The 25,036-nt window shown below is 30.6% G+C and carries 32 protein-coding genes and 1 pseudogene; 31 read left to right on the top strand and 2 right to left on the bottom strand.

All coding sequences use genetic code 11. The features are described 5' to 3' along the window. Nucleotides 1-3: 3 nt before the first annotated feature. The gene (locus CCE28_RS19085) at nt 4-1,248 is read left to right on the top strand and encodes a uracil-xanthine permease family protein (RefSeq protein ID WP_095135368.1); all 1,245 of its coding nucleotides are present in this window, start codon (nt 4-6) and stop codon (nt 1,246-1,248) included. A 45-nt stretch (nt 1,249-1,293) separates the two neighbouring features. On the opposite strand, the gene CCE28_RS22370 is transcribed toward CCE28_RS19085, so the two are convergent. Beyond that, nucleotides 1,294-1,437: a hypothetical protein gene (locus CCE28_RS22370; RefSeq protein WP_176461922.1), complete on the bottom strand. Its 144-nt coding sequence runs from the start codon at nt 1,435-1,437 to the stop codon at nt 1,294-1,296. Nucleotides 1,438-1,725: 288 nt separating this feature from the next. On the opposite strand from CCE28_RS22370, the gene CCE28_RS19080 reads away from it, so the two are divergent. The 6 genes from CCE28_RS19080 (at nt 1,726) to CCE28_RS22365 (ending at nt 7,436) form a co-directional block, all read left to right on the top strand. After that, the gene (locus CCE28_RS19080) at nt 1,726-3,381 is read left to right on the top strand and encodes a PucR family transcriptional regulator (protein ID WP_095135367.1); all 1,656 of its coding nucleotides are present in this window, start codon (nt 1,726-1,728) and stop codon (nt 3,379-3,381) included. Nucleotides 3,382-3,631: 250 nt separating this feature from the next. After that, nucleotides 3,632-4,468, top strand: coding sequence for a toll/interleukin-1 receptor domain-containing protein (locus CCE28_RS19075; protein WP_095135365.1), 837 nt, complete (start codon nt 3,632-3,634; stop codon nt 4,466-4,468). Between the two features lie 267 nt (nt 4,469-4,735). After that, the gene (locus CCE28_RS19070) at nt 4,736-5,848 is read left to right on the top strand and encodes a hypothetical protein (protein ID WP_095135364.1); all 1,113 of its coding nucleotides are present in this window, start codon (nt 4,736-4,738) and stop codon (nt 5,846-5,848) included. A gap of 183 nt (nt 5,849-6,031) precedes the next feature. Next, nucleotides 6,032-6,967 (top strand): PDDEXK family nuclease, encoded by a 936-nt coding sequence (locus tag CCE28_RS19065; protein ID WP_095135362.1) that lies wholly within the window; start codon nt 6,032-6,034, stop codon nt 6,965-6,967. Nucleotides 6,968-7,002: 35 nt separating this feature from the next. Then, nucleotides 7,003-7,101, top strand: a complete 99-nt coding sequence (locus tag CCE28_RS23060; RefSeq protein WP_095135359.1) for a GMP synthase (glutamine-hydrolyzing) — start codon at nt 7,003-7,005, stop codon at nt 7,099-7,101. Between the two features lie 167 nt (nt 7,102-7,268). Further along, nucleotides 7,269-7,436, top strand: coding sequence for a hypothetical protein (locus tag CCE28_RS22365; protein ID WP_176461921.1), 168 nt, complete (start codon nt 7,269-7,271; stop codon nt 7,434-7,436). 189 nt (nt 7,437-7,625) lie between these two features. On the opposite strand, the gene CCE28_RS19055 is transcribed toward CCE28_RS22365, so the two are convergent. Continuing rightward, nucleotides 7,626-7,859: an alpha/beta-type small acid-soluble spore protein gene (locus CCE28_RS19055; RefSeq protein WP_278277622.1), complete on the bottom strand. Its 234-nt coding sequence runs from the start codon at nt 7,857-7,859 to the stop codon at nt 7,626-7,628. 366 nt (nt 7,860-8,225) lie between these two features. Between CCE28_RS19055 and CCE28_RS19050 the strand changes: the two are divergent. The 24 genes and pseudogenes from CCE28_RS19050 (at nt 8,226) to CCE28_RS18935 (ending at nt 25,031) form a co-directional block, all read left to right on the top strand. Beyond that, nucleotides 8,226-8,807 (top strand): annotated as a pseudogene (locus CCE28_RS19050) (DUF6144 family protein). Between the two features lie 287 nt (nt 8,808-9,094). Continuing rightward, nucleotides 9,095-9,574, top strand: a complete 480-nt coding sequence (locus CCE28_RS19045) for a GNAT family N-acetyltransferase (RefSeq protein ID WP_095135357.1) — start codon at nt 9,095-9,097, stop codon at nt 9,572-9,574. A 169-nt stretch (nt 9,575-9,743) separates the two neighbouring features. Beyond that, the gene (locus tag CCE28_RS19040; protein WP_095135355.1) at nt 9,744-10,136 is read left to right on the top strand and encodes a hypothetical protein; all 393 of its coding nucleotides are present in this window, start codon (nt 9,744-9,746) and stop codon (nt 10,134-10,136) included. Between the two features lie 246 nt (nt 10,137-10,382). Continuing rightward, entirely contained in the window at nt 10,383-10,781 is a 399-nt protein-coding gene (locus CCE28_RS19035; protein WP_095135353.1) for a hypothetical protein, read from the top strand. A gap of 68 nt (nt 10,782-10,849) precedes the next feature. Then, on the top strand, nt 10,850-11,446 hold the full coding sequence (locus tag CCE28_RS19030; protein ID WP_095135351.1) for a GNAT family N-acetyltransferase: 597 nt from the start codon (nt 10,850-10,852) through the stop codon (nt 11,444-11,446). 250 nt (nt 11,447-11,696) lie between these two features. After that, nucleotides 11,697-12,584 (top strand): SDR family oxidoreductase, encoded by an 888-nt coding sequence (locus CCE28_RS19025; protein ID WP_176461920.1) that lies wholly within the window; start codon nt 11,697-11,699, stop codon nt 12,582-12,584. A gap of 389 nt (nt 12,585-12,973) precedes the next feature. Continuing rightward, nucleotides 12,974-13,648, top strand: coding sequence for a Crp/Fnr family transcriptional regulator (locus CCE28_RS19020; RefSeq protein ID WP_176461919.1), 675 nt, complete (start codon nt 12,974-12,976; stop codon nt 13,646-13,648). Between the two features lie 123 nt (nt 13,649-13,771). Beyond that, complete coding sequence (locus CCE28_RS19015; protein WP_095135345.1) at nt 13,772-14,122, top strand: hypothetical protein; 351 nt, start codon at nt 13,772-13,774, stop codon at nt 14,120-14,122. Nucleotides 14,123-14,365: 243 nt separating this feature from the next. Then, a complete protein-coding gene (locus tag CCE28_RS19010) occupies nt 14,366-14,887 on the top strand; it encodes a GNAT family N-acetyltransferase (protein WP_095135343.1) in 522 nt (173 codons plus the stop codon). A 94-nt stretch (nt 14,888-14,981) separates the two neighbouring features. Then, the gene (locus CCE28_RS19005) at nt 14,982-15,350 is read left to right on the top strand and encodes a MerR family transcriptional regulator (RefSeq protein ID WP_095135341.1); all 369 of its coding nucleotides are present in this window, start codon (nt 14,982-14,984) and stop codon (nt 15,348-15,350) included. 29 nt (nt 15,351-15,379) lie between these two features. Then, nucleotides 15,380-15,733: an Imm50 family immunity protein gene (locus tag CCE28_RS19000; protein WP_095135339.1), complete on the top strand. Its 354-nt coding sequence runs from the start codon at nt 15,380-15,382 to the stop codon at nt 15,731-15,733. Between the two features lie 11 nt (nt 15,734-15,744). After that, on the top strand, nt 15,745-16,098 hold the full coding sequence (locus tag CCE28_RS18995; protein WP_095135337.1) for a hypothetical protein: 354 nt from the start codon (nt 15,745-15,747) through the stop codon (nt 16,096-16,098). Nucleotides 16,099-16,163: 65 nt separating this feature from the next. Next, nucleotides 16,164-16,802, top strand: a complete 639-nt coding sequence (locus CCE28_RS18990; RefSeq protein WP_095135335.1) for a coiled-coil domain-containing protein — start codon at nt 16,164-16,166, stop codon at nt 16,800-16,802. Nucleotides 16,803-17,046: 244 nt separating this feature from the next. Beyond that, entirely contained in the window at nt 17,047-17,520 is a 474-nt protein-coding gene (locus CCE28_RS18985; protein WP_095135333.1) for a GNAT family N-acetyltransferase, read from the top strand. A gap of 24 nt (nt 17,521-17,544) precedes the next feature. Next, nucleotides 17,545-17,724, top strand: a complete 180-nt coding sequence (locus CCE28_RS18980; protein WP_095135331.1) for a hypothetical protein — start codon at nt 17,545-17,547, stop codon at nt 17,722-17,724. Between the two features lie 112 nt (nt 17,725-17,836). After that, entirely contained in the window at nt 17,837-18,346 is a 510-nt protein-coding gene (locus tag CCE28_RS18975) for a hypothetical protein (protein WP_095135329.1), read from the top strand. 108 nt (nt 18,347-18,454) lie between these two features. Continuing rightward, nucleotides 18,455-18,655, top strand: coding sequence for a hypothetical protein (locus tag CCE28_RS18970; protein ID WP_095135327.1), 201 nt, complete (start codon nt 18,455-18,457; stop codon nt 18,653-18,655). Nucleotides 18,656-18,729: 74 nt separating this feature from the next. Beyond that, a complete protein-coding gene (locus CCE28_RS18965) occupies nt 18,730-19,221 on the top strand; it encodes an ASCH domain-containing protein (RefSeq protein WP_330396888.1) in 492 nt (163 codons plus the stop codon). Nucleotides 19,222-19,251: 30 nt separating this feature from the next. Beyond that, complete coding sequence (locus tag CCE28_RS18960) at nt 19,252-19,773, top strand: GNAT family N-acetyltransferase (protein WP_095135325.1); 522 nt, start codon at nt 19,252-19,254, stop codon at nt 19,771-19,773. Beyond that, entirely contained in the window at nt 19,764-20,759 is a 996-nt protein-coding gene (locus CCE28_RS18955; RefSeq protein ID WP_095135323.1) for an asparaginase, read from the top strand. The genes CCE28_RS18960 and CCE28_RS18955 overlap by 10 nt, the downstream gene beginning before the upstream one ends. A gap of 344 nt (nt 20,760-21,103) precedes the next feature. Further along, nucleotides 21,104-22,015: a DUF2877 domain-containing protein gene (locus CCE28_RS18950; protein ID WP_176461918.1), complete on the top strand. Its 912-nt coding sequence runs from the start codon at nt 21,104-21,106 to the stop codon at nt 22,013-22,015. Continuing rightward, nucleotides 22,012-23,565, top strand: a complete 1,554-nt coding sequence (fdrA, locus tag CCE28_RS18945; protein WP_242973030.1) for an acyl-CoA synthetase FdrA — start codon at nt 22,012-22,014, stop codon at nt 23,563-23,565. Before CCE28_RS18950 ends, fdrA begins: the two co-directional genes overlap by 4 nt. Beyond that, nucleotides 23,558-23,728 (top strand): fdrA domain protein, encoded by a 171-nt coding sequence (locus tag CCE28_RS18940; protein ID WP_095135319.1) that lies wholly within the window; start codon nt 23,558-23,560, stop codon nt 23,726-23,728. Before fdrA ends, CCE28_RS18940 begins: the two co-directional genes overlap by 8 nt. A gap of 40 nt (nt 23,729-23,768) precedes the next feature. Continuing rightward, nucleotides 23,769-25,031, top strand: coding sequence for a YlbE family protein (locus CCE28_RS18935; protein WP_095135318.1), 1,263 nt, complete (start codon nt 23,769-23,771; stop codon nt 25,029-25,031). Nucleotides 25,032-25,036: the final 5 nt, after the last annotated feature.

Raw genomic sequence — 25,036 nt, 5'->3', positions numbered from 1 at the left:
TTTATGAGTGGAAAAGCTTTGGCAACAAACGAAGCCATAACTGATATTAGTCAACTGTCAAAATTGCAAGCAACTGTACTTGGTCTTCAACATACCTTTACAATGCTTGGGGCTACCGTATTAGTACCAATTATTACAGGCCTTGATATTTCCGTTACTTTATTTATGGCAGGGTTGTGTACCCTAATATGTCACTTGATAACAAAGAAAAGGGTTCCCGTGTTCTTAGGTTCATCCTTTGCATTTATTGCTCCTATGTTAGCAGTAGTGGAGATATTGGGGCAAAAGGGTATGGATAAGGCAGAAGGTCTAGCTTATGCCAGGGGTGGTATAGTAATTGCCGGTTTAGTTTATTTAGTATTAGCTCTTTTAATGTATTACTTTGATGCGGATAAGGTTCTTAGTTATTTTCCACCTGTAGTTACAGGTCCTATCATTGTTGTAATAGGGATAAAATTAGCTCCTGTGGCCATAAACATGGCTTCTCAAAAATGGAGTTTAGCAGCGGTAAGTTTTTTAATAGTTATGATAGTTAGTATTTTTACAAAGGGATTCTTAAAAGTAATACCAGTTTTAGTTGGTTTAATAGGAGGATACATAGTAGCATTAGCAACGGGGAATGTGGACTTTGCACCAATGGTCACTAAAGCTTGGGTAGGAATTCCTGCCTTTTCAGTAGCGAAATTTAATATGAGCAGTATACTTACAGTAGCTCCAATGGCAATGGCTACCATGATCGAACATGTGGGAAATATATTAGCTATAGGGGCAACTGTGGAAGACGATTTCATAAAAGATCCTGGTCTTCATAGAACTTTATTGGCAGATGGAGTATGTACATCCATATCTGCTATGTTTGGAGGTCCTGCAAATACTACTTATTCTGAAAATACAGGAGTACTTGCTTTAACTAGAGTATGGGATTCTAAGGTTATGAGAATAGCAGCTGCATTTGCCATCGTACTAGGATTAGTACCAAAGCTTGCTGGACTCATTAGTACCATACCAACGGCAGTAGTTGGTGGAATTTCAATCATATTATTTGGTATGATTGCATCTATTGGTATGAGAACTTTAGTTGAACACAATGTGGACTTTACTAAACCTAGAAACTTAATCATCTGTGCGATTATATTAGTACTAGGTCTAGGCGGAGCATCTATTGCTATAACTCCTACTTGTTCAATAGAAGGAATGGCTTTAGCTGCCATGGTAGGAATTGTATTAAATAGAGTTTTACCAGAATAAATAAAAAACAAAGGGCCCTATTAAATTTAATAGGAGCCCTTATTTTTATTTCTTTTTAACTATTTCATCATATAGTTTTACTACGAATTTTGATAATTCTTCTAATTCTTTAGATGTTTCATTTAGCTCGCCTACTATGTTAGCTGCTTCTTCCCTAGAAACTTCTTTTAATATATTTGATCTATTCATAATTCCCACCTTCTGCCTAAACACTAATATGGTATATTTTAGCATTACTTTACAATAAAGAGTATTAAAAAAATCTAAAGAGTTTGTAAAGATTTATTAATAGTGTTATTGAAATGGCTAAATTCAATGGTTCCGTTAAAACACCAACTTTTGTCCTAATTTTTAGTAATAAAAATCAGATTTGTTAAATATATATAAGCATATAAGAATTATTGAAGATGAATTTGATTAAATAAACTAAGGATAAAAATAAAAGTTATCTTTAGCCAAACCTTAGGAGGGCTTATTTTGAAAAATAACTTTGGAATAACTATAGAAGAATTATTGAAATTAAATATTTTAAAGGATGCTAAAGTAATTTCAGGACAAATGGGATTAAATAGAAGAGTTACTAAAATAAATGTTATGGAAGTACCAGATATTATAGACTGGGTAGGAGAAGGAGAGTTCATATTAACTACAGCATATTCTGTAAAAGATAATATGAAGGAACTAAAAAACCTTATAACTAAATTTAATAAAAAGGGATTAGCAGGAATAGGAATAAAGACAAAGAGATATATAAAGGAGATACCTAAGTCGATTATTAATATATCTGAACAATTAAGTTTTCCCATTGTGGAAATACCCCAAAACATATCCTATCCAGATATTATGACTCCAGCATTAACGGAGATTATAAATCATCAATCTAATGCACTTGGGAAAATAGAAGAAATAAATAATAAGATAATGAATCTAATGATAGAAGGGGGAACCCTTAAAGAAATAGGACAAGTTTTACATGAAAATATACATAATACCATGGCCATAAAAGAAAACATATTTAGGAATGTAATATGCTTTGGCAATTGTGGTGAATTTAAAGACACCTTGGAAAAGGTGGATTATGGAAAAGAAAAGATGAAGGTCTTAAACGAAGAAGGTATTACCTTGTACTATGAAAATTTTAATATTAAATCAAAGATGGTATCTCGAATAAGAATTCCCATCTATGCTAAGGGTGTAAATTACGGTGATTTATTCATATGGGAAGACTACAAAAAATTAAATTCATTAGATTTTTCCATAATAAAATCCTGTACTCCATTAATTGCACTAGATTTAATGAAGAAATTATCTGTTTTTGAAATTGAAAGTAAGCACAAGATAGAATTTTTTGATGATCTTCTATCAAACGATGAATTCAGCCATAGAAAGGCTTTGAATAAGGGTTATGTGTTCGGATTTGATGAAAAATTATCCTATGCAACTATTGTGATAGATTTAAATGAAAAAATAAAAATGAGAATAACGCCTAACAATGTGGATTTTTTAAAGCACTTAAATAATAAGGTCCTAGGCATTGTGGAGCGCCTTAGAAAAAGTGTTAAAGATACTATTTTATATGGAGATAAAAGTGATAAGATAATAATCCTATTTGGATGTAAAGAAAATGATTATTCAAAGAAGAAGCTACTAAACTTTTGCGAAGAAATAGTGGCCCATGGCAAATTAGAAGACCTCCACAAAAACTTTTCCATAGGTATAGGAAGATTTTATGAAAATAGTAGGGAGTTATATAAAAGTTATAGGGAAGCCTTAAAATCTTCTAAAAAGGCCATAAATAAGACTATAGTACACTATGATGATTTAGGCATATACAGAATATTATCCTATGAGGAATTAAAGGGTGAACTAAGTGAATTTTATAAGGAAATGCTAGAGCCATTAGTTACTTATGACAAGGAAAAGAATTCACAATTGGTAGATACTTTAGAAGAATATTTTAAATGCAAGGGTAATTTAAAACGCATGTCTGAGAATATGTATACTCATTATAATACTGTTATATACAGGATGCAGAGAATAAAGGAGATTACTGATGTGGACTTTGAGGATTATAACAATATATTAAATATGCAGATTGCTTTGAAGGTTTATGAGATGAATAGGGAAATTTAATTTGAAAATGCTCTCTTTGGATGGAAGGGAGCATTTTTTATGATGGGAACAACATGGTATATACAAGAACAAATTGTAAAAAATTACATAATGTTATATCATAAAATTACCATATATAAGTAAATATTCACGAACCTATGTCGTGAATACAACTATACAGGTATAAATAACGAACTTGGTTCGTAAAGAAAACGTTAAGCGAAATGTCTGATATACAAAATGTAATTATATATGAATAAGGAGGAAAATTGTGGATACAAATACTAAAATTAAATTATTAAAAAAGTTAATAGATAAATCTGAAATGGTTAAGGTTGAAGATAGTAGTGATCCTAACTTTAAAAATTGGAAGAACTTGGTTGAAAGAACACTTGTTAAGGTGTTTGGTAAAAAATCTACTGAATATGAACATTTTGGCGAACTAGAATTCTATTTTCCAGCAATGGTTTTTACCTCAACAAGTGATTATACGTCTGATCATCTTAGTTGCTTTCGACGTGACTTCAAAATTCTAATAGATTCTATCAATGAATATATTGATGAGTTTAATGAGGAAGTTGGTAGTACATATATGACAAATGTTGATGATGAAAAAGCTTCAAATATTTCAAAGATTTTTATCAGTCATGCCTCAAAAGATTCAGAGATTGTTGAGGAAGTCATTGAAATACTAGAAACAATTGGTGTTGAGTCGAATCAAATTTTCTGTACGTCGTTTGACGGATATGGAATTGGGTTAGGCGAAAATTTCCTTGATACTATTAAATCTGAGCTTTCTTGTGACTCGCTTGTTTTATTTGTTTTATCGGAGAACTTTTATAAAAGTCCAGTATGCATGTGTGAAATGGGAGCCTCTTGGGTTCTATCTAAAGAACATATTCCTATTGTTGTGCCACCTTTTTCATACGAAGATATAAAAGGAGTATTTCCTTTAACTCAAGGTTTTAAGCTAACAGACCCTTTAAAACTCAATTCATTCAAAGCAAAGATTGAAGAAGTATTTAAAATTGATAAACCACTTAGTTTTTCTACATGGGAAAGAAAGCGCGATAGGATTTGTGGGAGATTGGGGAAATTAGTTAAATAATTGCTGGAAGGTGTTCAAAAGTATATATGAAAAAGTGGATTTCTACTGGTATCATGAAGATTCTAACATCAATTAAGTGAAACAGACACGTCACTTAACATAGCATTTTCAAAAGTCCACAAAAACCATATGGACCATCGCAAAATCCTAGGACCGTCATGTAATATTTTGAAGACTACTTACTCTAAATAAGTGTTTGTAAGTAATGTAATGTTTAAAAATAGATAAGGGTTATGAAAGTTGATACAAATGATAGGAGAGAAATTTATGAATGATGAATTTGTTAAATGGTTAGAAAAAAATGATCTATTGTATGAGCGATTTTGTGAGCTAAATAAAAGACTGACATCATTTCTTTATAAATATACTGATGATAACAGTAAAACAGAAGTATGCAATCGATTTAGTGACGTTTTGAAGAATTGTGATGTAATTACTTATGACGAAGAAGGTGTATCTGCGGCCTATACAGTTTTGCATTTTATGGACAGATATCATAGGTTTCAGTTAGTTTTCTTAGAATTGCTAGAAAAAGGAATACTCCCTATAAAATCGAGAATTGATATTTTAGATTTAGGTAGTGGACCTGGTCCTTCGATGTATGCTATGTCAGATATGTATGAACTTTATAGGAAGTTTGAAATTGAAAAAAAGAAAGAATCAAAAATTAAAGAAATAAACATTGATTATGTAGAAAGATCTAATGAGTTCACTAACTTTCTACATCATTTTACTGAATATGCAAACTATACTGATGATAAAGTTGATGAATGGAAATATCATGTTCCTTATCACCATACCATCTTTAGGGACATCAATGACCTAGTCTTTAATGAAAAGCACAGAATTTTCAGGAATGAATATGAAGAAATTGAAGGCGAATGGTATCAAGTGCAAGAAATTCAAACAGTTAAAAGAAGATATGATTTAGCTGTACTCAGTAATTTCTTGACTAATGTTGATATGGTTGAGAGATTTAATAAACAGTTAAAAGATACTGCATTCTTTCTTCGAAACAGAGGACTGTTTGTAGTAGTAGGTGCAATAGGAAGTTCAGAGAAATATAGGCCTGTATACGAAGAAATTGACAAAATTATTCTCAAAAATAGATATCGAACTAAGCGGTTTGAAGGATATTGTAATAAGGTACTTAGTGAACATCGCATGGAATATTCGTTTTCTAATGACCGTTTCGGTAAAGATGTGATTTCAACAATAAAAGATGGGGTTACTTTTTTTACTGATAACGAGTTGGAAGAAAGATTGGATAAAGAATTCCTTAAGGATTTCAATAAATGGATTGCACCGGACTACAATAAAAGCATAAAATGGGAAGTTAATGCTTATAAAAGAAGATCGTGGTTAAGAAAAAATAAATAATCTTGCTAAGATGCGTATATAGAGGCTGTTGGACATATAGAAGAATTATATTCTAAGGCTATATCGTCTTCAAAACATCACATAATAGTGTGTTTCCAACACAACCAGAATGCGGTAGGATTGTTGCGTCGTAAACACGCAAAACGTTATACGCAATAATTACTTTAAAAGGAGGATGATACAATGCCAAAGCATTTTCTTATAACTTATACACCTTTAAAGGGACACAAAGATCCTGATTTTAGAGAACTTACATATGGGGATAGCGGTCAAAGGGGTAGAAAGTTTAAAAAAGATATATCACAAGGTAGTTATCTTTTTTTTCATACAAAAATTGGTTCTAGTAAATACATAACATGTTATATAGTGGTAGATAGAATAGTTTCGGGAAAGGATGCAAGAAAAGATAATTCAATAACATGTGATGCACAATATGATGATTGGGTTTTTATTGGAGACAAAGTAAAATCAAAGCGACTAAGAAAACCAATTCCTCTTAACAAATGTTTAGCGGAAAAGCTTTCTTTAAATATTGACTTTACTAAACTTGATAACAATACAAAAACTGAGTTACAAGTAATTGGATCTGCAACAAGGCAACCAAGAGAACTTTTACAACAAGATGTCGATACATTACTCAAGAAAATTAACAACTACCAAGATAATGTTAAAGTAGAAAATTCAGAGGATGTTCAGTATCATTTACATTTTTATGATGAGGGAGAAGATATTATCCCTATTGATGAAATCCACAAGATAAAAGAATCAGAAATACAAAAATTAATTCGTAAAACTCCAAGTATTGTTGAACAAGGTGCTAGAGTAATTGATTATGAAAAGGTTTTATCAGATGGAGATAGGCTTGATTTACTACTCGAAGCTTCTGATGGGTCCTTAATTGTAGGCGAATTAAAAGGCCCAAATTGTCTTACTGATGCTATTGCTACACAGATAGCTAGCTATGCACATGACATTGAAAAGGAATACCCCAATAAAAAGGTTCGTAAGATGATAATTTGCGATGGAAAAGTATCTCCTAAACTTCAAAAGGCATGTCAAACTCTTTCTATTGAGGTTGTAGTCTACGGAGTGAAATTAGATTGTTTTAAACTAACTTAATTGCATTACTACGTATAACAAAGTGTTCATGATGTTTGAAGGGCTTTGCAAAAATTGTTAATGAAGTAGATAATGTAAATAGAATCGTATGTTATATTAATTCTAAGTTTCCTTCAACTATTGAGTGGAAGTAGGAACTAAAGATTTAAAAAGATTTGAGTAAATAAGACAGGTGGTTATGATCTTGCCTAAAATTTAGGTTACCATAGCCCCCACTATTTTAATTTATCAACTTGGATTGGCACTATGAAAATTACAGAATAAGGGGAAGTTTAAGAGGAATAGTAAAGGGGACATACATATGGAACTAAGTAAAAGGGAATTAGATTTAATATCATTAAGTTTGTTTAGATTAAAGATAGAGAAAAAAACATTATTGGGAGATAGGCAGGACCTAGAACTAATAAAAATGATAGAGGAATTAGAAAAGCTAAGTGAAAAAATTGATAATGAAAGGCTTTCTAGGTAGGAACTCATTTTCTCTCATCTTTTTATTTTGTATGAAATTTGAACAGAAAATTGAAAGCAATAATTTGTTTTGCTAAAAGAGTGATGATTTTATAAATTATTATTCCAATATTAAAAACAAAAAAGAAATTAATTTAAAAAAGGATGAACGAAAGAATTTTTGCGTTCATCCTTTTGATATTTAACCTATTTAAAAATCTGCAGGTGTTGAATCATTAGTATAAGTCATACCCTTGGAAGCATTTTCTACTAATCTTTTTGTCATTTCTCCACCTAGTTTTCCACCCATCTGACCTGCTTGTCTAGAAGTAATATTACTAGATAAATTTGTATTTGTGGCAGAAATACCTAACTCGTTTGCGATTTCCTCTTTAAATTGATTTAATGCCATTCTTGCTTCTTTTACTAAAGGTTTTTTTGGCAATCTATCACACCTCTTTCTTTTTCGATTACTATTATTATCTACAAAGAAGAAGTCCAATATATTAGGAAATAAAGACCATAAACATTGATAATGTAAATCTATAAGGTTATGAAAATAAAATAGGAACTTTGCAATTTTTGGAAAAATTAGTAAGAATGTTATAATAACTGTATATTTTAAAGATATGAAATTATATAGTTATAATCAAATATTCACGAACCTATGTGGTGAATACAGCTATATAGATATAAATAAGGAATTAGGTTTGTAAACAAACCTAACCATTAGATGGCATTGCGCACTAGTTTAATATTGAGAATTAAGGATTTTTATATAACATTTATTATATTTTAATCATAAGGAGGAATGATGTTGAAGCAAATACATGACGAAGTAAAAAAACTCTATGAAAATATTACGAAATATAGCAATTTAGATGTTGCGCGTAAAATAGCTTTTGGAATGGATTTACCATTTTCTCCAACAAAAAATGAAAAAAAGGAATGGGTAAAATATATATCTTCTGAGCTTGAAAGACAATTTGATGAACAAACCATAAAGAGCATTAGGCTAGGTTGTTATTGTACCGAAAATGGAAAATTAGACGAATCTAAAGAATTTATTAAAAATATTTATGATACTTCTGTTTCTATGGAAGATTTTGTTGATAAAATTAATGAGTATGAAGCAGGATGATACATAAAAGATGGATATTTATTTACAAAATATTTTTCATGTCCATGTCCAATGCTTGAAGATGTTGACATGCTACCTACAAAAACTTGGTGTTATTGCACAGTTGGATATAACAAGAAGATTTTTGAATATGTTTTTGATTGCGAAGTTGACATTGAATTATTAGAGAGTATTAAAATGGGCAATAACCAATGTCTAATGAAAATTGTACCACTTCATAAAAAAATTGCATCAAATGATAATAATGCATGATTGCGTTAATTAACAATGTTAATATATTGGGTAATAAAAATAAATAAATTTATGGATATTGATAGTTTTCGTCTGCAACATCATTTAACAAAATGTTTAACACAAGGGTGCACAGAAGTACGTTTTTAGGGAAAGTCAGGTGCACCACATCCCTTCACCGAGCGTAAAGCTCCATCGAGGAGAAGGGCTTCAAGGGTCCGGTTCAGAGATTCCGTAAACACAAAACGTTATATAAAAGGTATACACGGATAGGTTAAATTTAATATAAGGAAATAGGGGGAACTTTTATGAATTTGAAGTTAAGAGAGGCCATTAGTAATGATTACATAGATATTAGTAATCTTTCTATAGAAGTACATAATTTGCACCTTAAAAATAGACCAGATGTTTATATGGATGTTAATAATCCTTTGCTAAAAGAGTATTTTGATGATTTATTAAATACTAATAATACAAAGTTATTTGTAGTTGAAAATACAGATAACAAAGAGTTAGTGGCTTATTCTATAATAAAAATTATGACTACGCAAAGCGTCCCGATACTAAAACCAAGAAAATTTGCTTTTATAGATAATTTCTGTGTTAAATCTAATTATAAGAAAAATGGAATCGGAAGATTATTGTTTCAATATATTTTAGATTATGCAAAAACAGAAGGTGCTTCATCATTACAGTTAGTTGTATGGGAATTTAATAAAGATGCAGTCAAATTCTACGAATCAATGGGAATGACAACGAGAAACAGGAAAATGGAATTAAATCTATAGTAATTTTAATAACCATAAAAAATAATAATTATGAGAAGTAAATAAGTATATATTTAATTTCTATGATTATTATTTTGTGTAAGAAAGCCATTACTATAGGAGTAGTAGGTAGGCAAAAATATGATATTATGTAGTAAAATGATGTGAATGAAAATTCAAGAGGTGTAAAATGAAGAAAAACAAATTATTAATTTTTACAAGAATTCTGTATATCCTATTTGCAATTGGAACTATAATTGTATTCTGGATGGTTTATAAAGATATAGACAGTAGCTTTGCTTTTAAATTTGGAATTGGGTATGTATTTTTAACTTTTTTCTTACTTTTGTATGTTCCTTTTGTTACTATTTTAAATTTAAGAAAGTTAAAATGGGTTGAGATAAGGAGACGAGTGATTAAGTTTATAGGTTTATTTATTTCATTTGGTACGTTAAATTATATTTTTGATTACGTTTTTAGACCTTCAAATATAGATTTATTTAGAGAATTTTCTAGTGGTCTGGGTTTGGCTTTTGGAATCTCCTTTATAGATGTTACATTTTTTAAAAAGAAAGAGAGTTAAAAAATCAATTAGTATTGAGAAATAGATTTTGTTAACATAGTGCTCCCAGCCATTGTGGTTAAGGGAGTATATTTTTTACAATGTTAATGGTAATATATGTATATAAAATAAACTATACTATACAGATTTAAAACAGCATACTTACTAGTGAGGTAAAACAGGTATAATGAGTAACTTAAATGTTATGTAATTTAAATTTCTATCATAAATATATAAATCAATATTTATATAATGGAGGAAAATAAATTGAACTTATTAAATAAAATTAGAGCTATACCAAAGAAAAAAATTGTTATAGTAGTTAGTATTATTTTTATAATAACTATACTCATTTTAGCATATAAAATCTTTATATATGGACACTATGTTTCTACTAAAGTAATATGGGCCAAACCAACAAGAGTGGCAGATAATGAGTTGATAGTAAAAGGGAATATCAGCGACAGTGCTTCAGGGTATAGTGGATATAAATATGAAATAGTTAATGAAAATTTATATTTAAAGTTACGATATAGCATTGCAAATAAAGTGAATCCTTCAGGAAGTTTTCAAATAGATATTGTGGATAATGACTTAAAAGATGTTAAAAAAATATTTCTACAAGGAGGACAATCGGAAGATATTAAGTTAATATGGAGACGATAATATCTTTATATGTTATTTGTCATAAAAACAGATGCCATGTAAAACTTGTGAGTTAAGGGGGCGGTTAAATGAGTATAACAATAGAAGAATATAGTTCTTTAGATGAATTGGAATGGCTAGATGCTCATGCTAGTGTTATGGTAGATTCATATGCTTGGTGGGTTGTGTTACATAAAAAGCCTAAGTACGAAAATCAAGTGATTGATTTAATTGCTAAAATAGACAATAAAATAGTTGGATTTATAACTGTAGAGATGAATTCGGAGATTATAGATATAGTTAAGGATGACTATGGATTTGTATGGGAATTTGGAGTTCATAGAAATTATAGGGGAAACAATATAGGTTATTTGTTAATTGAAGAAGTACATAAAATAATGAAAGATAAATTTAACACTAACAAAAGTATATGGTATTCACAAGATGAACGAGCTCAGAAATACTATGAAAAATTAAATATGAGAGAAATAACTAGACATTGGCAATTTACTATTGAACCTAATGATAAAGTAAAGAATTTTTTTAATAAAGATAATGTAGATTGTTGGGAGATAAGAGGTGCATGTAATGTAAATGATTTTGAAAATGTATCATCAAAGTACGAATTTTCTAAGGATGATACATTAATGCCTAGATTATGTATAGGATATGAATATATTTTATAAGAGGTTATATATAAGATTAAAAGAAGGTGACGTTATAATTGAGAAAAAATTATATATTCCCAATCTGTGGATATGATAATAATAGTAATTTTATGATAGATGGAATATAATCATTTAATCCAATGACATTGAGGTAGTGTTATATAGATAACAGACATAGGGTTAAATACATCTTATAATGAGCCTATATTAGTTAATTAACTTATAAGTTAAATTTAATTTTATAGGAAGGTGATAAGGGATGACAACTATGCAGAAATCTATTGTTGTGACTGGAGCAAGTAGCGGATTTGGAAAATTGATTGTTGAAACATTGGCAAAGGATGGACATAAAGTCTTTGCAACCATGCGAGGTGTAGAAGGAAAAAACACATCGGTAGCGGAAGAATATAAAAATTGGGCTGAGGAAAATAATTATGACCTACATGTGTTAGAAATGGACGTAAGCAGTGATGATTCAGTTAATGAAGGAATTAAAAGGATTTTGTCACTTACTAATCGTGTTGATGTGATTGTGAATAATGCTGGATATGGTGTTCCAGGAGTAACTGAAGGCTTTACAAGTGAAGATACTATAAATTTATTTAATACAAATGTAGTTGGTCCTATGCGTGTAAATAACGGGTTGTTACCAACATTAAGAAAGCAGGGTGAAGGTCTATTAATCCAAATCACTAGTGGTTCGGCTCATGGCACTGTACCTTTTATGGGTGTATACTCTGCTACTAAGAGTGCTATAGATACAATTGCTGAAAGTTATCATTATGATCTGGCCCAATTGGGAATTGAGTCGGTTACTATTGAACCTGGAAGCTTCCCTACAGAAGGACCGGGTAAGATGCGTCCTCCTGCTAATGGACATGTGATTAAGGAATATGGCGTAGTAGCTGAAGCAATGAATCAATTATTTAATGGGATGGAAGAGATGGTTTCTGGAGACAAGGTTCCTAATCCTCAGGATGTGGCTGATGAGGTGAAAAAATTAATTGACACACCTGCTGGGCAAAGACCTTTAAGGACGGTTGTAGGTGAGTTAATGGCCGATCATGCTAGGAAGGTTAATGCTGCCACTGAACCAATTCAAAAGGAGTTCCTAGAAAGTTTAGGAGTAGCCTATTTAGATGATTTTAAAAAATAATTTTTAGAATAAAGAACAAGACAGTTCCATTATTTAAACTAAAAAAGGAATTGTAAGTATTGAATATGTGTGTTAAAGGGATATTTTCTAACAATAGTTGGAAGATATCCTTTTTATAGTGGAAAAATAGGATTGAATGAAATAATTACTTTAGTACCTATTATTTACAATACTTAAATAGAATTAGGTCATGCTATCATAGGTAAAAAACTATTGATTATTTAACAGGTTTGTGCGTAATGATATAATAAGAAAAAGAAATAAACTGGTTATGTTTTTTAGCAAGTTTATAAAGCGTACTATGTGGTAGTTATACACCATAGAATATGAATTTATACAGATTAAATCCTATTTCAGATAGTAATTTTTACATTTTAGGAGGAGTAATAATGTCAGGTAATATTGATAACTTTTTAATAGATATCCCAACGGAAGAGTTGAGAAAAGCTTGTCCTACTTTACAAGTTCTTGAAGTTGATAACAAACAATACATCTATCAAGAAGGTGAGTTAAGTTCATCAATTTTTTTTATAATAAAAGGATTTGTTCGTCAAACTCGCTTGTCAGAACAAGGGGATGAAGTAACTACAGCATTTCTTGGACAAGGAGATATTTTTGGAGCATTACAATCGCTTAAATCTGTTGAAATGGAGGAGTCAGCACAAGCCTGGCCAAAAGCACATATATATAGTATTAGAGTAGATGAATTTCAAAATATGATAATTCATTATCCAGAGATTGCATGGAAGATTGTGCAAAAAATCTCTGATCAAAAACAGAAAATTGAACGTCGTCTACAAAGAATCATTTCTCAAACAGTAGATGTACGGGTAGTAGAGACTTTGTGTGAGTTAGTTAAACTTAGTAGCAAACCATGTACTCACGGTTTTTCTATTGAACTTATGATGACACAACAAGAACTTGCTAGCTTTGTAGGTGCTAGTAGACCAGTTGTCAGTACAATATTAAATAAGCTCAAGCGACAGGGACTCTTGAACTATGTAAAAGATAGAATTTGCATCAACGATAAAGCCCTAATAGAATACAGTCATCTAATCCAGTAATATTTTTAAGGTGTTATATGGATAACAGACTCCTGATTAAATAAAGCTTATAATGAATTTATCTTAGTTAACTGAGGCAAATCCATTATAAGCTTTATTTTAATTTTAGGAAGGAGTTATATTATGAAAATTCTATCATCACGTACTCATGGGTACTTAGATTACCTAACTGTGGCTGTTTTTGCGGCTGCTCCAACATTATTAGGATTAACTGGAATGCCTATGATACTTGCTTATATGTTGGCAATTATCCATTTGCTTATGACAATACTAACAAATTTTTCAATGGGTATATTCAAGCTTATCCCCCTCCGTATTCACGGTGTTATTGAGTTTATTGTAGGGATTGCTATACCAGCTATACCTTTTATATTGAAATTTGAAGGTGTTGCCTTTAATTTCTATCTTATAATAGGCATATTGATATTTATTATAGGATTGATTACTAATTATGAAGATTTAGTAAATGAATAAAATCTATAAATTAAAAAACACAAAAATGTAGAACCTAGCTTATATATAAGCTAGGTCTTTTAGTGTATTTATAGAGGAGTGATTTACCATTAAATTACAAATATGATATAATCAATGATAATTGTGAGGAGTAATTTATATTTTAGTTAGTTTCATTAGGATATATTTAGATACTTTCATTAATAAAACTATAAGATTATATGGGTATTATAAAAAATCAATATAGTATAGGGAGGTAATGTATTGATTATAGGTGAGGGCTTTATACTTAGAAATATAGTTGAAGAAGACTATAAAAGAATATATGAATGGTTTCAAGATGAGGAATTAAGATACTATTATTCTATAAGGAATACATTGATACGATATAACCAGATTAAAGAAAGACTAGAACATATAGACTACAATAAAAATAAAGAGTTTATGATAGAACTAGAAAATGGAATAACTATAGGTAAATGTGCATTAAATAGTATTGATTGGATAAATTCTAATTGTGAGTTAGAAATATTAATTGGGGAAAAGGATTATTGGAGTAAAGGTTATGGGAAAAGAGTTATAAAAAAGCTAATAGATTATGCTTTTAATAATTTGAATTTATATTGTGTACATTTAAAAGTACATTCTTTCAATGAAAGAGGAATTAAATGTTATGAAGAGTGTGGATTTGAACAAGAGGGAGTTTTAAGAAACAGATTGTATAGAGATGGAAAGTATCATAACCAAATTATTATGAGTATACTTAATGAGAAATTAGATAAATAGAAATGAGTTGCCAATCTAGACATGGAAGGACGTTTTATAAGAAGAAACTAAAGAGTAATCTTTAGTTTTTATATTAGAGCATGGGGGAAGAATAATGAAAATCAATTATAATATTTTATTTGGATGCTTGATTATATCCATAGGAATCATCATACAGGGATATATAGTTAATCTAAATACTGACACCTCTTTAAATAATGAAAGAATTAATAATAGGTATGAAGGTGTTCTAGATATGAATGAAGCAACTGAATACTTAAATATGAATGAATCAGAAATAAAGAGACTTATAACTATAGAAAAATATCAGCTAGAAAAATACAAAACTTTCACAGGAGAAATGTTGCCATACTTTCAAGTAGGGGATAAATATTATTTTTACAAAGAGACACTAGATAGATGGTTAACAGATATAACAGAAGACCGAAGAAAATATGATACAAAAGAAAATGTGGTCTATTAAAATTATAGTGATAAAAGAGGGATGATAGGATGGATTATATTCAAGGGTCAGATGATATTATAAAAGATTATGGATATTGGCCAGATTTTCATGATGATTATATGGAAAAAATTAATATAAGTGGTTCTAAGATAGAGTTATTAATAAAGATGGTTACTATTCCAAAGGAATTTAATGAATACTACGTAAAAATAATATTTGAGGATGTTGTAGATTTTAAGTTAGAAGGAGAATTATTAGGCATTACGTGTATTATATTAGATTTGGAAATAAAAATAGATGCTCAAAACACTATGAACTGTCATATATATTCATCTCTAGGAACTTCAGGCTTTATAAGGGCTAAAAAAGTCACAGTTACCAAACTACATAAAGAAATATGAGGAGCAAAGTTATGAAATTAGTAAGAGCAAAAAAGGCCATATGGATAATAATAATTTGTTTGATGGCTATAGGCGGAGTTGTTTATAACTTAAATAGAAGTATAAAAAAGATTGATAAATCAATGGCCATAATACATGTTTATAATTATGAAAGTTCAGATCATAAATTTAAAGATATAGAAGTACCAGAAAAGGGAAGAACCCTTGAAATGGTGGAAAGTGCCTTTGAAGATTATAAAAAAGAAAATGGATTAGATGATGTAGAGTTAAGAATTACTACGAAGATGACTTCAGCTGATGATAAGAATCATAGACGCTGGAAATATGAATATATGAAATCAATAGATGAAAAGAATGATAATTAAATACGTATAGAAGTATTTGAAAGAATAATAAAGTCTTCAACTGAAAGAAAAGCAGGGGTGATTTTATGAAGAAATATATGTTAGTAGTTGTTGTACTTATTGTTGTAATGTTAACGGCATTTAGTGGATATGGAGATCCTATAGATAATGAAAATTATGAAGTAACTATAAATAAATTAGAAAATAAATTAGATAACGCAAATACACAAATTCAACAACTAGAAAATCAAATAAGTAATTTGAAAAAGCAGCTAGAGCAAGGGAATTCTAATGGACAGAAAGAGTTAAAAGTCATAGATGTTAATGGAAAAACAGTGAGATATATTTTAAATGATGCAAGTATCCCAGCACAATGTGTATCTATTATAGGCTCTAATAATGATAATTTAGTTGAGGATTATGAAGAATTACAGATAAAAGGTATAGGTAGTGGAGAGTTTTTTAAAGCTCAAGTTACTGGAAGTATATATGATTTTCAACTAATAAAGATAGAGTTTAATGGTGAAACTGGTGAATTTATTGAAAAAGAAGTTATACATGAATTAGAAGAAGTAAGAAATAAGGTCATCTATATTGAAACATATTTACCATGTGGAATACCATCAGAAAAGATTAAGTGGAAAGATTGTAATGGCAATACCCATGAGATTTTATTAGCTAATGATGGTTATGGATTTAATGGAGCTATAGTTTGGTCAAAATGATTTTAGTCAACATAGGCTTCTTATCATCCTAAGAAAGATAAAAAGGATGATGAGAAGCCTATGTTAGTTAAGAAAGATTTTAAAATACTTTCTTCGTTATGAGGAAAGTATTTTGTGGTCAAAATGTAATTTGTAAAAATTACCATGTTGTTATACTATAATTTTAGTAAATTAAATAGATCTATGAAAAAATGTAAATAGAGATGAGGCCGTTTATATGATATTTGAAACATGAAGAGTATATGTGGACTTTATACATGATAAAGACTTAATATCTATCATTGAGGTATATAATTCAAATAATAAATTTCTTCTAGCTCATATGGATAAAGAAAAAGTAGATATGGAATGGTTAGAAAATGAAATACAAGGCATGAGGCAGGTAGGGTTTTATTCATGTAAAATTGTTCATAAAGAAACATTAGAAATTATAGGGTTAATGGATTTCTCTGTAAATAAAGAAAGCTATTTATCATTACTTATGATACATGATGAATATAAAAATAGGGTCTATGGGAAAGAAGTATATTTAGGATTAGAAGAATATTTGAAAAGAAACAAAGTTAATGATATACGAATTGATGTTGTATATGACTATAATGAAAAAGTTTTAAGTTTCTGGCTTAAAAATGGTTTTGAAAGGTTAGAAAATATCAAGTTAAGTTGGTCAGGAAAAGAACTATTAGCAGTAAAAATGAAAAAGAATATTGAAGTTTAATCGATTACAAAAGGGTGTGAGATAATGAGGTTTAGAAAAATTGACTATATGATATTTTCTGTAACGGCAGCCATATTTTATATGTGTCAATTACATGATTTTACTAAAAGAGCAGTGATTGGGATATTAGTAATTTCTTTTATTCAAGCATTAGTATTAGGAACAATAACTAACTTATTATTCAGAAAGAAAGTTAATTCATAGTATTTATAAGGTGGTATTTATGAGAAGAACAAGGGTGAACATATTGAAAAAATATTTAATATCATTTAAATGAATATAGATTAATATAAAAATAGTGAAATGAGGGATGGGAATGAAAAACAATATGAAGATTATAATCTTTGTAATTGCCATATTTATTGTGGGAATATTATATAAACCTTATTTGCCTAATAGAGTAAAGGAAGACGTTGAAACGGAAAAGATATTAAAATCACAAGAAAGAATAGATACAAAAGAATTAACCCTACTTCAACAATATAGTATTGATATTGATGGAGACAATGAAGAAGAAAATGTAGAGCTATATACAGTAGCTATGAAAGACTCAAAGGGTGAGATTATGTGGGATGATGGACAATATTGGCTACTCTTAGTAAAAGACACTGATGGTGAATTTGTTCTTTTTAACGAATATATCCAGTTAGGAAAAATAGATATGTGGGTATATACGTCAGATGTAGATAATAAGATGCATATAACAACCCTACAGCCTGGTTCAGCAAGTATGCGTATGTATGATTATGTTTTTATTAAAGAAAAAGAGTATTTTGAAAGAAAGACTATTTTTAATCCTAAGAATGTAAATATGATATTTCAGTAAAGGGTAATTGTAAGAATCTTGGAGAGGGGAGATTATAATGGGAGCGGAGGAGATAAAAAATAATGATAAAAATCAAGGTAGAGTATTTCTATTAGCAGGGGTTAAAAAATGAAAAAGATAAGAGCAATTTATATTGGCGATGTAAGGTTTGAAGAGTGCCCTGTCTTTGAACTGGATGAAGAAATTGGGTATTTTGTAATGTTGAAAGATAAAGATTTTAGATATGAAAAAGATTGTGTTTATGAAGATGACGATTTTCTGATTTTTACCATAGAAAATGATAGGGCAACTATGTTAAAAATTGACTAATATGAGGGAGTCTTAGGAGATCAAATATACCTAACAGATTAGATAAAGATGCTCAATTAAATGGAGGTCATATTGTGATAAATGAAGGGAATATGAGAAAAGAGCACAAGTCAGTGGAAGAAATGTGGAAGCTGTATTTAAAATCCATAGGGGAACAAATTAAAAATACTGATAAAAGTTATACTTCATGGTACTTTTGTGATAATGAAAAAAGTGCTAATGACTTAGCTAAATTAGTTAAAGATAAAGTTAAAAGAGCAACTGCTGGATTGTATTATTGGTATGAAGTAGAGAATGAGCCTCTACCTAAAGAAGGTGATTTGAGTATAATCACTAATTGGGACGGTATAGCTCAATGTATTATTCAGGCAAAGAAAGTAATGTTAGTGCCTTTTAATCAGGTAACAGAAGAATTTGCAAAAACTGAAGGAGAAGGAGATAAATCTTTAAAGTACTGGAGAGATGTACACATAGATTTTTTTACTAGAGAATTAAAAGATCAAGGGAAGGTATTTTCAGAAGATATGTTAGTAGTGTGTGAGGAATTTGAAGTAGTATATAAGTAAAACTACCTTAATTTAAAAGGGAGAGTTAAAATGAAGATTAGAAGGTTTGAAAAATCTGATTTAGATGGAGTATTACAGTTATTTTATGATACGGTCCATCATGTAAACTCTAAAGATTACAATAAAGAGCAATTAGATGCATGGGCACCTGAAAAGCCAAATAGGTTAAGGTGGCTAAATTCACTAGAAAAGAACATAACCTATGTAGTAGTAGAAGATGAAAAAATCATTGGCTTTGGTGACTTAGATGATGAATCATATATAGATAAACTTTTCATTCATAAGGATTATCAGAGTAGGGGAATTGCCTCAATACTATTAAATAGATTAGAAGAGGAAGCAATAAGATTAGGTTATGTGGAGTTATATACAGAGGCAAGTATTACAGCTCACCCTTTCTTTGAAAAGAAAGGATACATATGTATTACAGAGCAAAATAAACATCATAATGGGCAAATATTTATTAATTATATAATGAAAAAAGAGTTAATTAATAAAAAAGTTTTAGATAAACTAAAGTATTTAAAGATGGGGGGATTATTATGTCAGTAGAGTTGGTACATGTGTATAGGGGAACGGAAGTAGAGAGTATACATAGGGGAGACGTGGTAGGCGTTGACTCTCAAGGTAAGGTTATATTTGAATATGGTGATAAGCTTAAAAGGACATTTTGGAGATCAGCTGCAAAACCTATTCAAGCCATTCCTTTAGTTGAAGCTGGAGGGTTGGATAAGTTTAATATAAGTAGAGAAGAATTGGCTTTAATTACTTCGTCTCATGGTGGAGAAGCAGAACATGAGAAAGTGTTAAATAGTTTATTACAAAAGATAGGAAAGGGCTTGGAGGACCTAGATTGTGGTATTTCCATGCCTATGCATAATGGTACGTCTAAACGATTACTTAAGGAAGGGACTCCTTTTACCCAAGCAAATAATCCTTGTTCTGGAAAGCATAGTGGAATGTTAGCCCTAGGGATTTTGAAGGATATGGAACTAAAGGATTATATTATGCCAGATCATCCTATCCAAAGGGAAATGTTAAAGACCGTTTCTCAGATGGCTGGTATTGATGAAGATCATATTTCAATTGCCATTGATGGGTGTGGTGTTCCTGTCCATGGGCTACCCATATATAATATGGCATTAGCATATGCTAAACTAGCCAGTGGTAATGGGGGAACAGAGGAGAGAAATAAAGCCTTAAAGGTTATTGTTGAGGCTATGACATTAGCTCCCTTTTATGTGGCCGGAACTAGGCGTCTGGACACTATTATCATGGAAGAAACAAAGGGCAGAATCCTAGCTAAATTAGGAGCCGAGTGCGTTTATTCCATGTCTATTTTGGAAGAAGGAATTGGAATTGCCGTAAAGATAGAAGATGGTAATTACAGAGCCCTAGATTGTATTGTTCCAGAACTTCTTTTAAAGCATGGATACATAAATGAAGTAGAATTTAAAAATATTAATGATAGATTACCTCTACTTATAAAGAATCACAGAAAACAAGTTGTTGGTCACTTGAAAAGTGCTTTGAAATAAGATTAAGTATATATGAAAATTTAATAAAATAAATAATGTTAATAAGCTCCTAGTTCATGTGAATTAGGAGCTTTAATTATGTTTTAAACTATTATGTGCCAATGGGTAATGTAGAGCCCTTATTAACTGGCCCTATGGTGAAAGTTTACAAAAGGCAAAGGCTTAAGTTTAGAAATTATATATAAAGCTTTAAGTCGTGTAATTGTATATAGTTAAGGTAGATTAAATGAGATAAGGATTGTTTGCAAGATTACCATAACAGATAGAGCTTGTATTTAGTAGATAGACACAAAGACACATATTAATTGAATATGAAACTTAATTAGAAAAGGGAAATGGTTATTATGGATGCTAAAAGAATTTGTTCAGATTTAAAAAGACAAATTGAAGATGGTCATATAAAGAGAGCAAATGTTCACTCAGTTTTTAATAGAGCAATCAATTTAATGTATAACCACAAAATCATATCCATATTAAATGATGAAGAAATGATGGGGCCCATGACTATAGTAGTGGACAATAAGAAGTTAAAAGAATTACATATAAGGCAGAATGATGAGGTTAGATTTAACGAAGAAAAAATTAATTTTTCTAACTCAGAGGAAGTTATATTCCTACAAAATTGTGAGCCCTTTAATTTGTCACCGAATTTTTCCTATACAAAGGATAGTGTTAAAAATATTTTAAGCAAATTAGATACTATGGAAGATACCTTATATAAACTAGGGAATTTAGATGGAATTGGAAGTTGTATTTTCAATACGAGTATATGCAAAAGAAAAGATAGAGTACTAGATGAATATTCTAAATTCATATTACCAAGAATTAAAATCTTTTTAGATGCATGTAGAGATGTGGATATACAAAGGATTAGTAGGATAACTAATCAAATAATAGGTTTTGGCCCAGGCCTTACTCCTTCTACTGATGATTTTTTATTAGGAGTAATAATATCTTTTATATATCTAGATAAGCATTTCGATTTGAAAATGGAAAGATTCAACAGGGCTTTAGTAGAGGACATAGAAAATAAAACTACCCTACTTAGTGAAAACCTTCTTTATTGGGCAGCTAAGGGAAAGGTAGGATTACCAATTAAGAATGTCATTTTATCTATTTTAAGTAAGAACAATGAAGCTAAGTTAAAGGATAACTTAAAAAATCTACTTAAAGTAGGAGGCACTTCAGGAACAGACATAAGTTGTGGAATATATGTGGCTTTCAAAATAATAGTAGAAAATGGAGGTGTATTATGATGAAAGTCTGTCATGAAATAAGAAAAAATACGTATTACGATTCGGTTACCTTAATGCTCATCTCTAAAGAGTTAAAGAAGATGGAAGGCATTAAAGAAGCCCTAGTGGGAATGGCAACAGACTTAAATAAGGAATTGGCTGAAATGATAAACATAAGTAGTGAGGACATTAAAAGTGCCAGTCCAAATGATTTCTTTGTAAGTGTATTATGCCATGAGTCCATAGAGAAAGAAATCATATTAGATAAGGTAGATAAACTTTTAAATGAAAAGAAAAAGGAAAGTAGTTTAGATTATAGACCAGCCACATTAGATTCTGCCCTTAAATATGAACCAAATCTAAATTTAGCTTTAATATCTGTACCAGGTAAATATGCAGCAGGTGAGGCTAGAAAGGCTTTAAATAAAGGTCTTCACGTAATGTTATTTAGTGACAATGTATCTATGGAAGATGAAAGAAAATTAAAGGAACTAGCTAGTGAAAAGGGACTACTCATGATGGGTCCAGATTGTGGAACAGCCATTATTAACAATGTACCATTAGCCTTTGCCAATGTGGTTAAGAAGGGAAATATTGGTGTAGTAGGGGCTTCTGGGACGGGAACTCAAGAAGTAACTGTTCTCATAGATAGACTAGGAGAAGGAGTATCTCAGGTAATAGGAACTGGGGGCCGTGATTTAAAGAAAGAAATTGGCGGTATTATGATGTTAGATGGATTAAAGTCCTTATTGGAAGATGATGAAACATCTGTCATAGTACTCATTTCAAAACCACCACACAAGGATGTGGCTAAAAAGGTATTAGAAGAAGTTAAAAAATCTAATAAACCTATCGTTGTGAATTTCATAGGTGGAGATAAGAAGGAAATAGAAGATCATGGTGGATATTTTGCTAAAAACTTAGAAGATGCAGCTTATATGGCAGTTAATTTATTAAGAGATAAAGAAGATACACCTAATTACGAGGAAATTGAAAAAATGGCTAAGATGGAAGCAGCCCAAATAGGATCTAATCAGAAGTATATGAGAGGTCTTTTTACAGGTGGAACATTAGCTGATGAAGCTATGAAAATATTCATGAATCACATGGATGTATATTCAAATATTCCATTAAAACCAGATTTAAAGCTTTTAGATATTCATAAAAGTATTAAGGATACTTGCATCGATTTAGGTGATGATGATTTTACTGTAGGTAAACCTCATCCTATGATTGATCCATCTAATAGGGTAGAAAGACTTTTAAAAGAAAAGGAAGATGAAAGTGTAGCTGTAGTATTAATGGATTTTGTATTAGGATATGGATCTAATGAGGACCCTGTGGGAGAAATGATTCCTTCTATTATAGAAGCTAAAAAAGCTTTTGAAGACAGGGGACAGTATTTATCTGTAGTAGGTTCAATTTGTGGAACAGAAAATGACCCACAAGACTATAAAAAGTCCAAGAAGCGATTAGAAGACATTGGAGTTGTGGTTATGCCATCTAATGCTCAAGCGGCAAGGCTTACAAGTAGTATATTAAAACTTCTAAGGGGTGGAAGTTGTGAATAAAATAAATGAACTTTTCAAAAAGGATTTAAAGGTTGCAAACATTGGTCTTGACTCTTTTTACAAGGATTTAAAATCACAAAAGATAGAGGCTATACATGTGGATTTTAAGCCACCTGCCAGGGGGAATAAAAAAATGGCTTCCCTATTATCAAGATTAAAGTAGGGATGGTCAATGAATAGAGAGAAACTCGAGGGGGGATATGATGGTAACTGAAAGAATAGATAGAGCTAATAAGGAGGCTCTAGATAGAATTTTAAAGGCACAACCAACAATTGTGGGAATAGGAAGAGCTATAGATGACATTCCTGGTATGACTGAAAAAACTATTTTACATGCAGGACCACCTGTTAAGTGGGAAGACATGAGTGGACCACTTAAAGGAGCCATAATAGGAGGCCTTTTATATGAAGGCATTGCTAAAAGTGAAGAAGAAGCTGTAGAAATAGCTGAGTCTGGACAGATTACATTTGATTCTTGTCATCACCATAATGCGGTAGGACCTATGGCTGGAGTAGTTACTCCTTCAATGCCTGTGTGGATAGTAAAGAATAAGGCCTTTGATAATTATGCTTATTGTACTTTAAATGAGGGGTTAGGAAAAGTACTAAGATATGGAGCTTATTCTAAGGAAGTAATAGATAGACTTTTATGGATGGAAAATACCCTTGCTCCTATTTTGAAGGAAGCTATTCAATTAAGTGGAGAGATAGATCTAAAGAGTATATTATCTCAAATACTTCAAATGGGTGATGAAGGTCACAACAGAAATAAGGCTGGAACATCTCTTTTAATAAGAGAATTAGCTCCTTACATAGTTGAGACAGATTTTTCAACAGAATCTAAGAGGGATGTACTTAAGTTCATGAATAGTAATGATCATTTCTTCTTAAATGTAAGTATGCCAGCTTGCAAATGTACTATGGATCCTTTAGGAGAGATTAAGTATAGTACTGTAGTTTATACTATGGCTAGAAATGGTACTGAATTTGGAATTAGGGTAGCTGGACTTGGGAATAAATGGTTTACAGCTGAGGCGGAAGTTATAGATGGATTATACTTCCCTGGATTTAGTATGGATGATGCAAATCGTGATATTGGAGATAGTTGTATTACGGAAACTACTGGTATTGGTGGATTTGCCATGGCTACATCCTTACCTATAGTTAAATTTGTAGGTGGAACGCCTAAGGATGCTCTAAATTATACTCTTAGTATGTATGAAATTACTGAGGGAGAAAATGATATATACAAAATTCCAGCCCTTGATTTTAGGGGAACACCAACGGGAATAGACGTTAGAAAGGTAGTAGAAACTGGAATAGCTCCAATAATTAATACTGGTATAGCTCATAAAGACCCAGGGGTTGGTCAAGTGGGTGCAGGTCTAGTAAGACCACCTATGAAGTGCTTTGAAGATGCACTTGAAGACTTTGTTCTTTCTTTAGAAGAAGAAGGATTATTATAAAAAAC

The sequence above is a fragment of the Anaeromicrobium sediminis genome, from assembly GCF_002270055.1.
GTDB lineage: Bacteria > Bacillota > Clostridia > Peptostreptococcales > Thermotaleaceae > Anaeromicrobium > Anaeromicrobium sediminis.
Note: the sequence above shows the minus strand (reverse complement) of the source record. Positions and strands in the feature narration are given on the sequence as shown.

What these genes read in the sequence shown, in the direction of transcription:
- CCE28_RS19085 (WP_095135368.1), top strand. Translation starts at nt 4, where the DNA reads ATGAGTGGAAAAGCTTTGGCAACAAACGAAGCCATAACTGATATTAGT.
- CCE28_RS22370 (WP_176461922.1), bottom strand. Translation starts at nt 1,437, where the DNA reads ATGAATAGATCAAATATATTAAAAGAAGTTTCTAGGGAAGAAGCAGCT.
- CCE28_RS19070 (WP_095135364.1), top strand. Translation starts at nt 4,736, where the DNA reads ATGAATGATGAATTTGTTAAATGGTTAGAAAAAAATGATCTATTGTAT.
- CCE28_RS19065 (WP_095135362.1), top strand. Translation starts at nt 6,032, where the DNA reads ATGCCAAAGCATTTTCTTATAACTTATACACCTTTAAAGGGACACAAA.
- CCE28_RS22365 (WP_176461921.1), top strand. Translation starts at nt 7,269, where the DNA reads ATGGAACTAAGTAAAAGGGAATTAGATTTAATATCATTAAGTTTGTTT.
- CCE28_RS19045 (WP_095135357.1), top strand. Translation starts at nt 9,095, where the DNA reads ATGAATTTGAAGTTAAGAGAGGCCATTAGTAATGATTACATAGATATT.
- CCE28_RS19040 (WP_095135355.1), top strand. Translation starts at nt 9,744, where the DNA reads ATGAAGAAAAACAAATTATTAATTTTTACAAGAATTCTGTATATCCTA.
- CCE28_RS19030 (WP_095135351.1), top strand. Translation starts at nt 10,850, where the DNA reads ATGAGTATAACAATAGAAGAATATAGTTCTTTAGATGAATTGGAATGG.
- CCE28_RS19025 (WP_176461920.1), top strand. Translation starts at nt 11,697, where the DNA reads ATGCAGAAATCTATTGTTGTGACTGGAGCAAGTAGCGGATTTGGAAAA.
- CCE28_RS19020 (WP_176461919.1), top strand. Translation starts at nt 12,974, where the DNA reads ATGTCAGGTAATATTGATAACTTTTTAATAGATATCCCAACGGAAGAG.
- CCE28_RS19015 (WP_095135345.1), top strand. Translation starts at nt 13,772, where the DNA reads ATGAAAATTCTATCATCACGTACTCATGGGTACTTAGATTACCTAACT.
- CCE28_RS19005 (WP_095135341.1), top strand. Translation starts at nt 14,982, where the DNA reads ATGAAAATCAATTATAATATTTTATTTGGATGCTTGATTATATCCATA.
- CCE28_RS19000 (WP_095135339.1), top strand. Translation starts at nt 15,380, where the DNA reads ATGGATTATATTCAAGGGTCAGATGATATTATAAAAGATTATGGATAT.
- CCE28_RS18995 (WP_095135337.1), top strand. Translation starts at nt 15,745, where the DNA reads ATGAAATTAGTAAGAGCAAAAAAGGCCATATGGATAATAATAATTTGT.
- CCE28_RS18990 (WP_095135335.1), top strand. Translation starts at nt 16,164, where the DNA reads ATGAAGAAATATATGTTAGTAGTTGTTGTACTTATTGTTGTAATGTTA.
- CCE28_RS18980 (WP_095135331.1), top strand. Translation starts at nt 17,545, where the DNA reads ATGAGGTTTAGAAAAATTGACTATATGATATTTTCTGTAACGGCAGCC.
- CCE28_RS18975 (WP_095135329.1), top strand. Translation starts at nt 17,837, where the DNA reads ATGAAAAACAATATGAAGATTATAATCTTTGTAATTGCCATATTTATT.
- CCE28_RS18970 (WP_095135327.1), top strand. Translation starts at nt 18,455, where the DNA reads ATGAAAAAGATAAGAGCAATTTATATTGGCGATGTAAGGTTTGAAGAG.
- CCE28_RS18960 (WP_095135325.1), top strand. Translation starts at nt 19,252, where the DNA reads ATGAAGATTAGAAGGTTTGAAAAATCTGATTTAGATGGAGTATTACAG.
- CCE28_RS18955 (WP_095135323.1), top strand. Translation starts at nt 19,764, where the DNA reads ATGTCAGTAGAGTTGGTACATGTGTATAGGGGAACGGAAGTAGAGAGT.
- CCE28_RS18950 (WP_176461918.1), top strand. Translation starts at nt 21,104, where the DNA reads ATGGATGCTAAAAGAATTTGTTCAGATTTAAAAAGACAAATTGAAGAT.
- fdrA (WP_242973030.1), top strand. Translation starts at nt 22,012, where the DNA reads ATGATGAAAGTCTGTCATGAAATAAGAAAAAATACGTATTACGATTCG.
- CCE28_RS18935 (WP_095135318.1), top strand. Translation starts at nt 23,769, where the DNA reads ATGGTAACTGAAAGAATAGATAGAGCTAATAAGGAGGCTCTAGATAGA.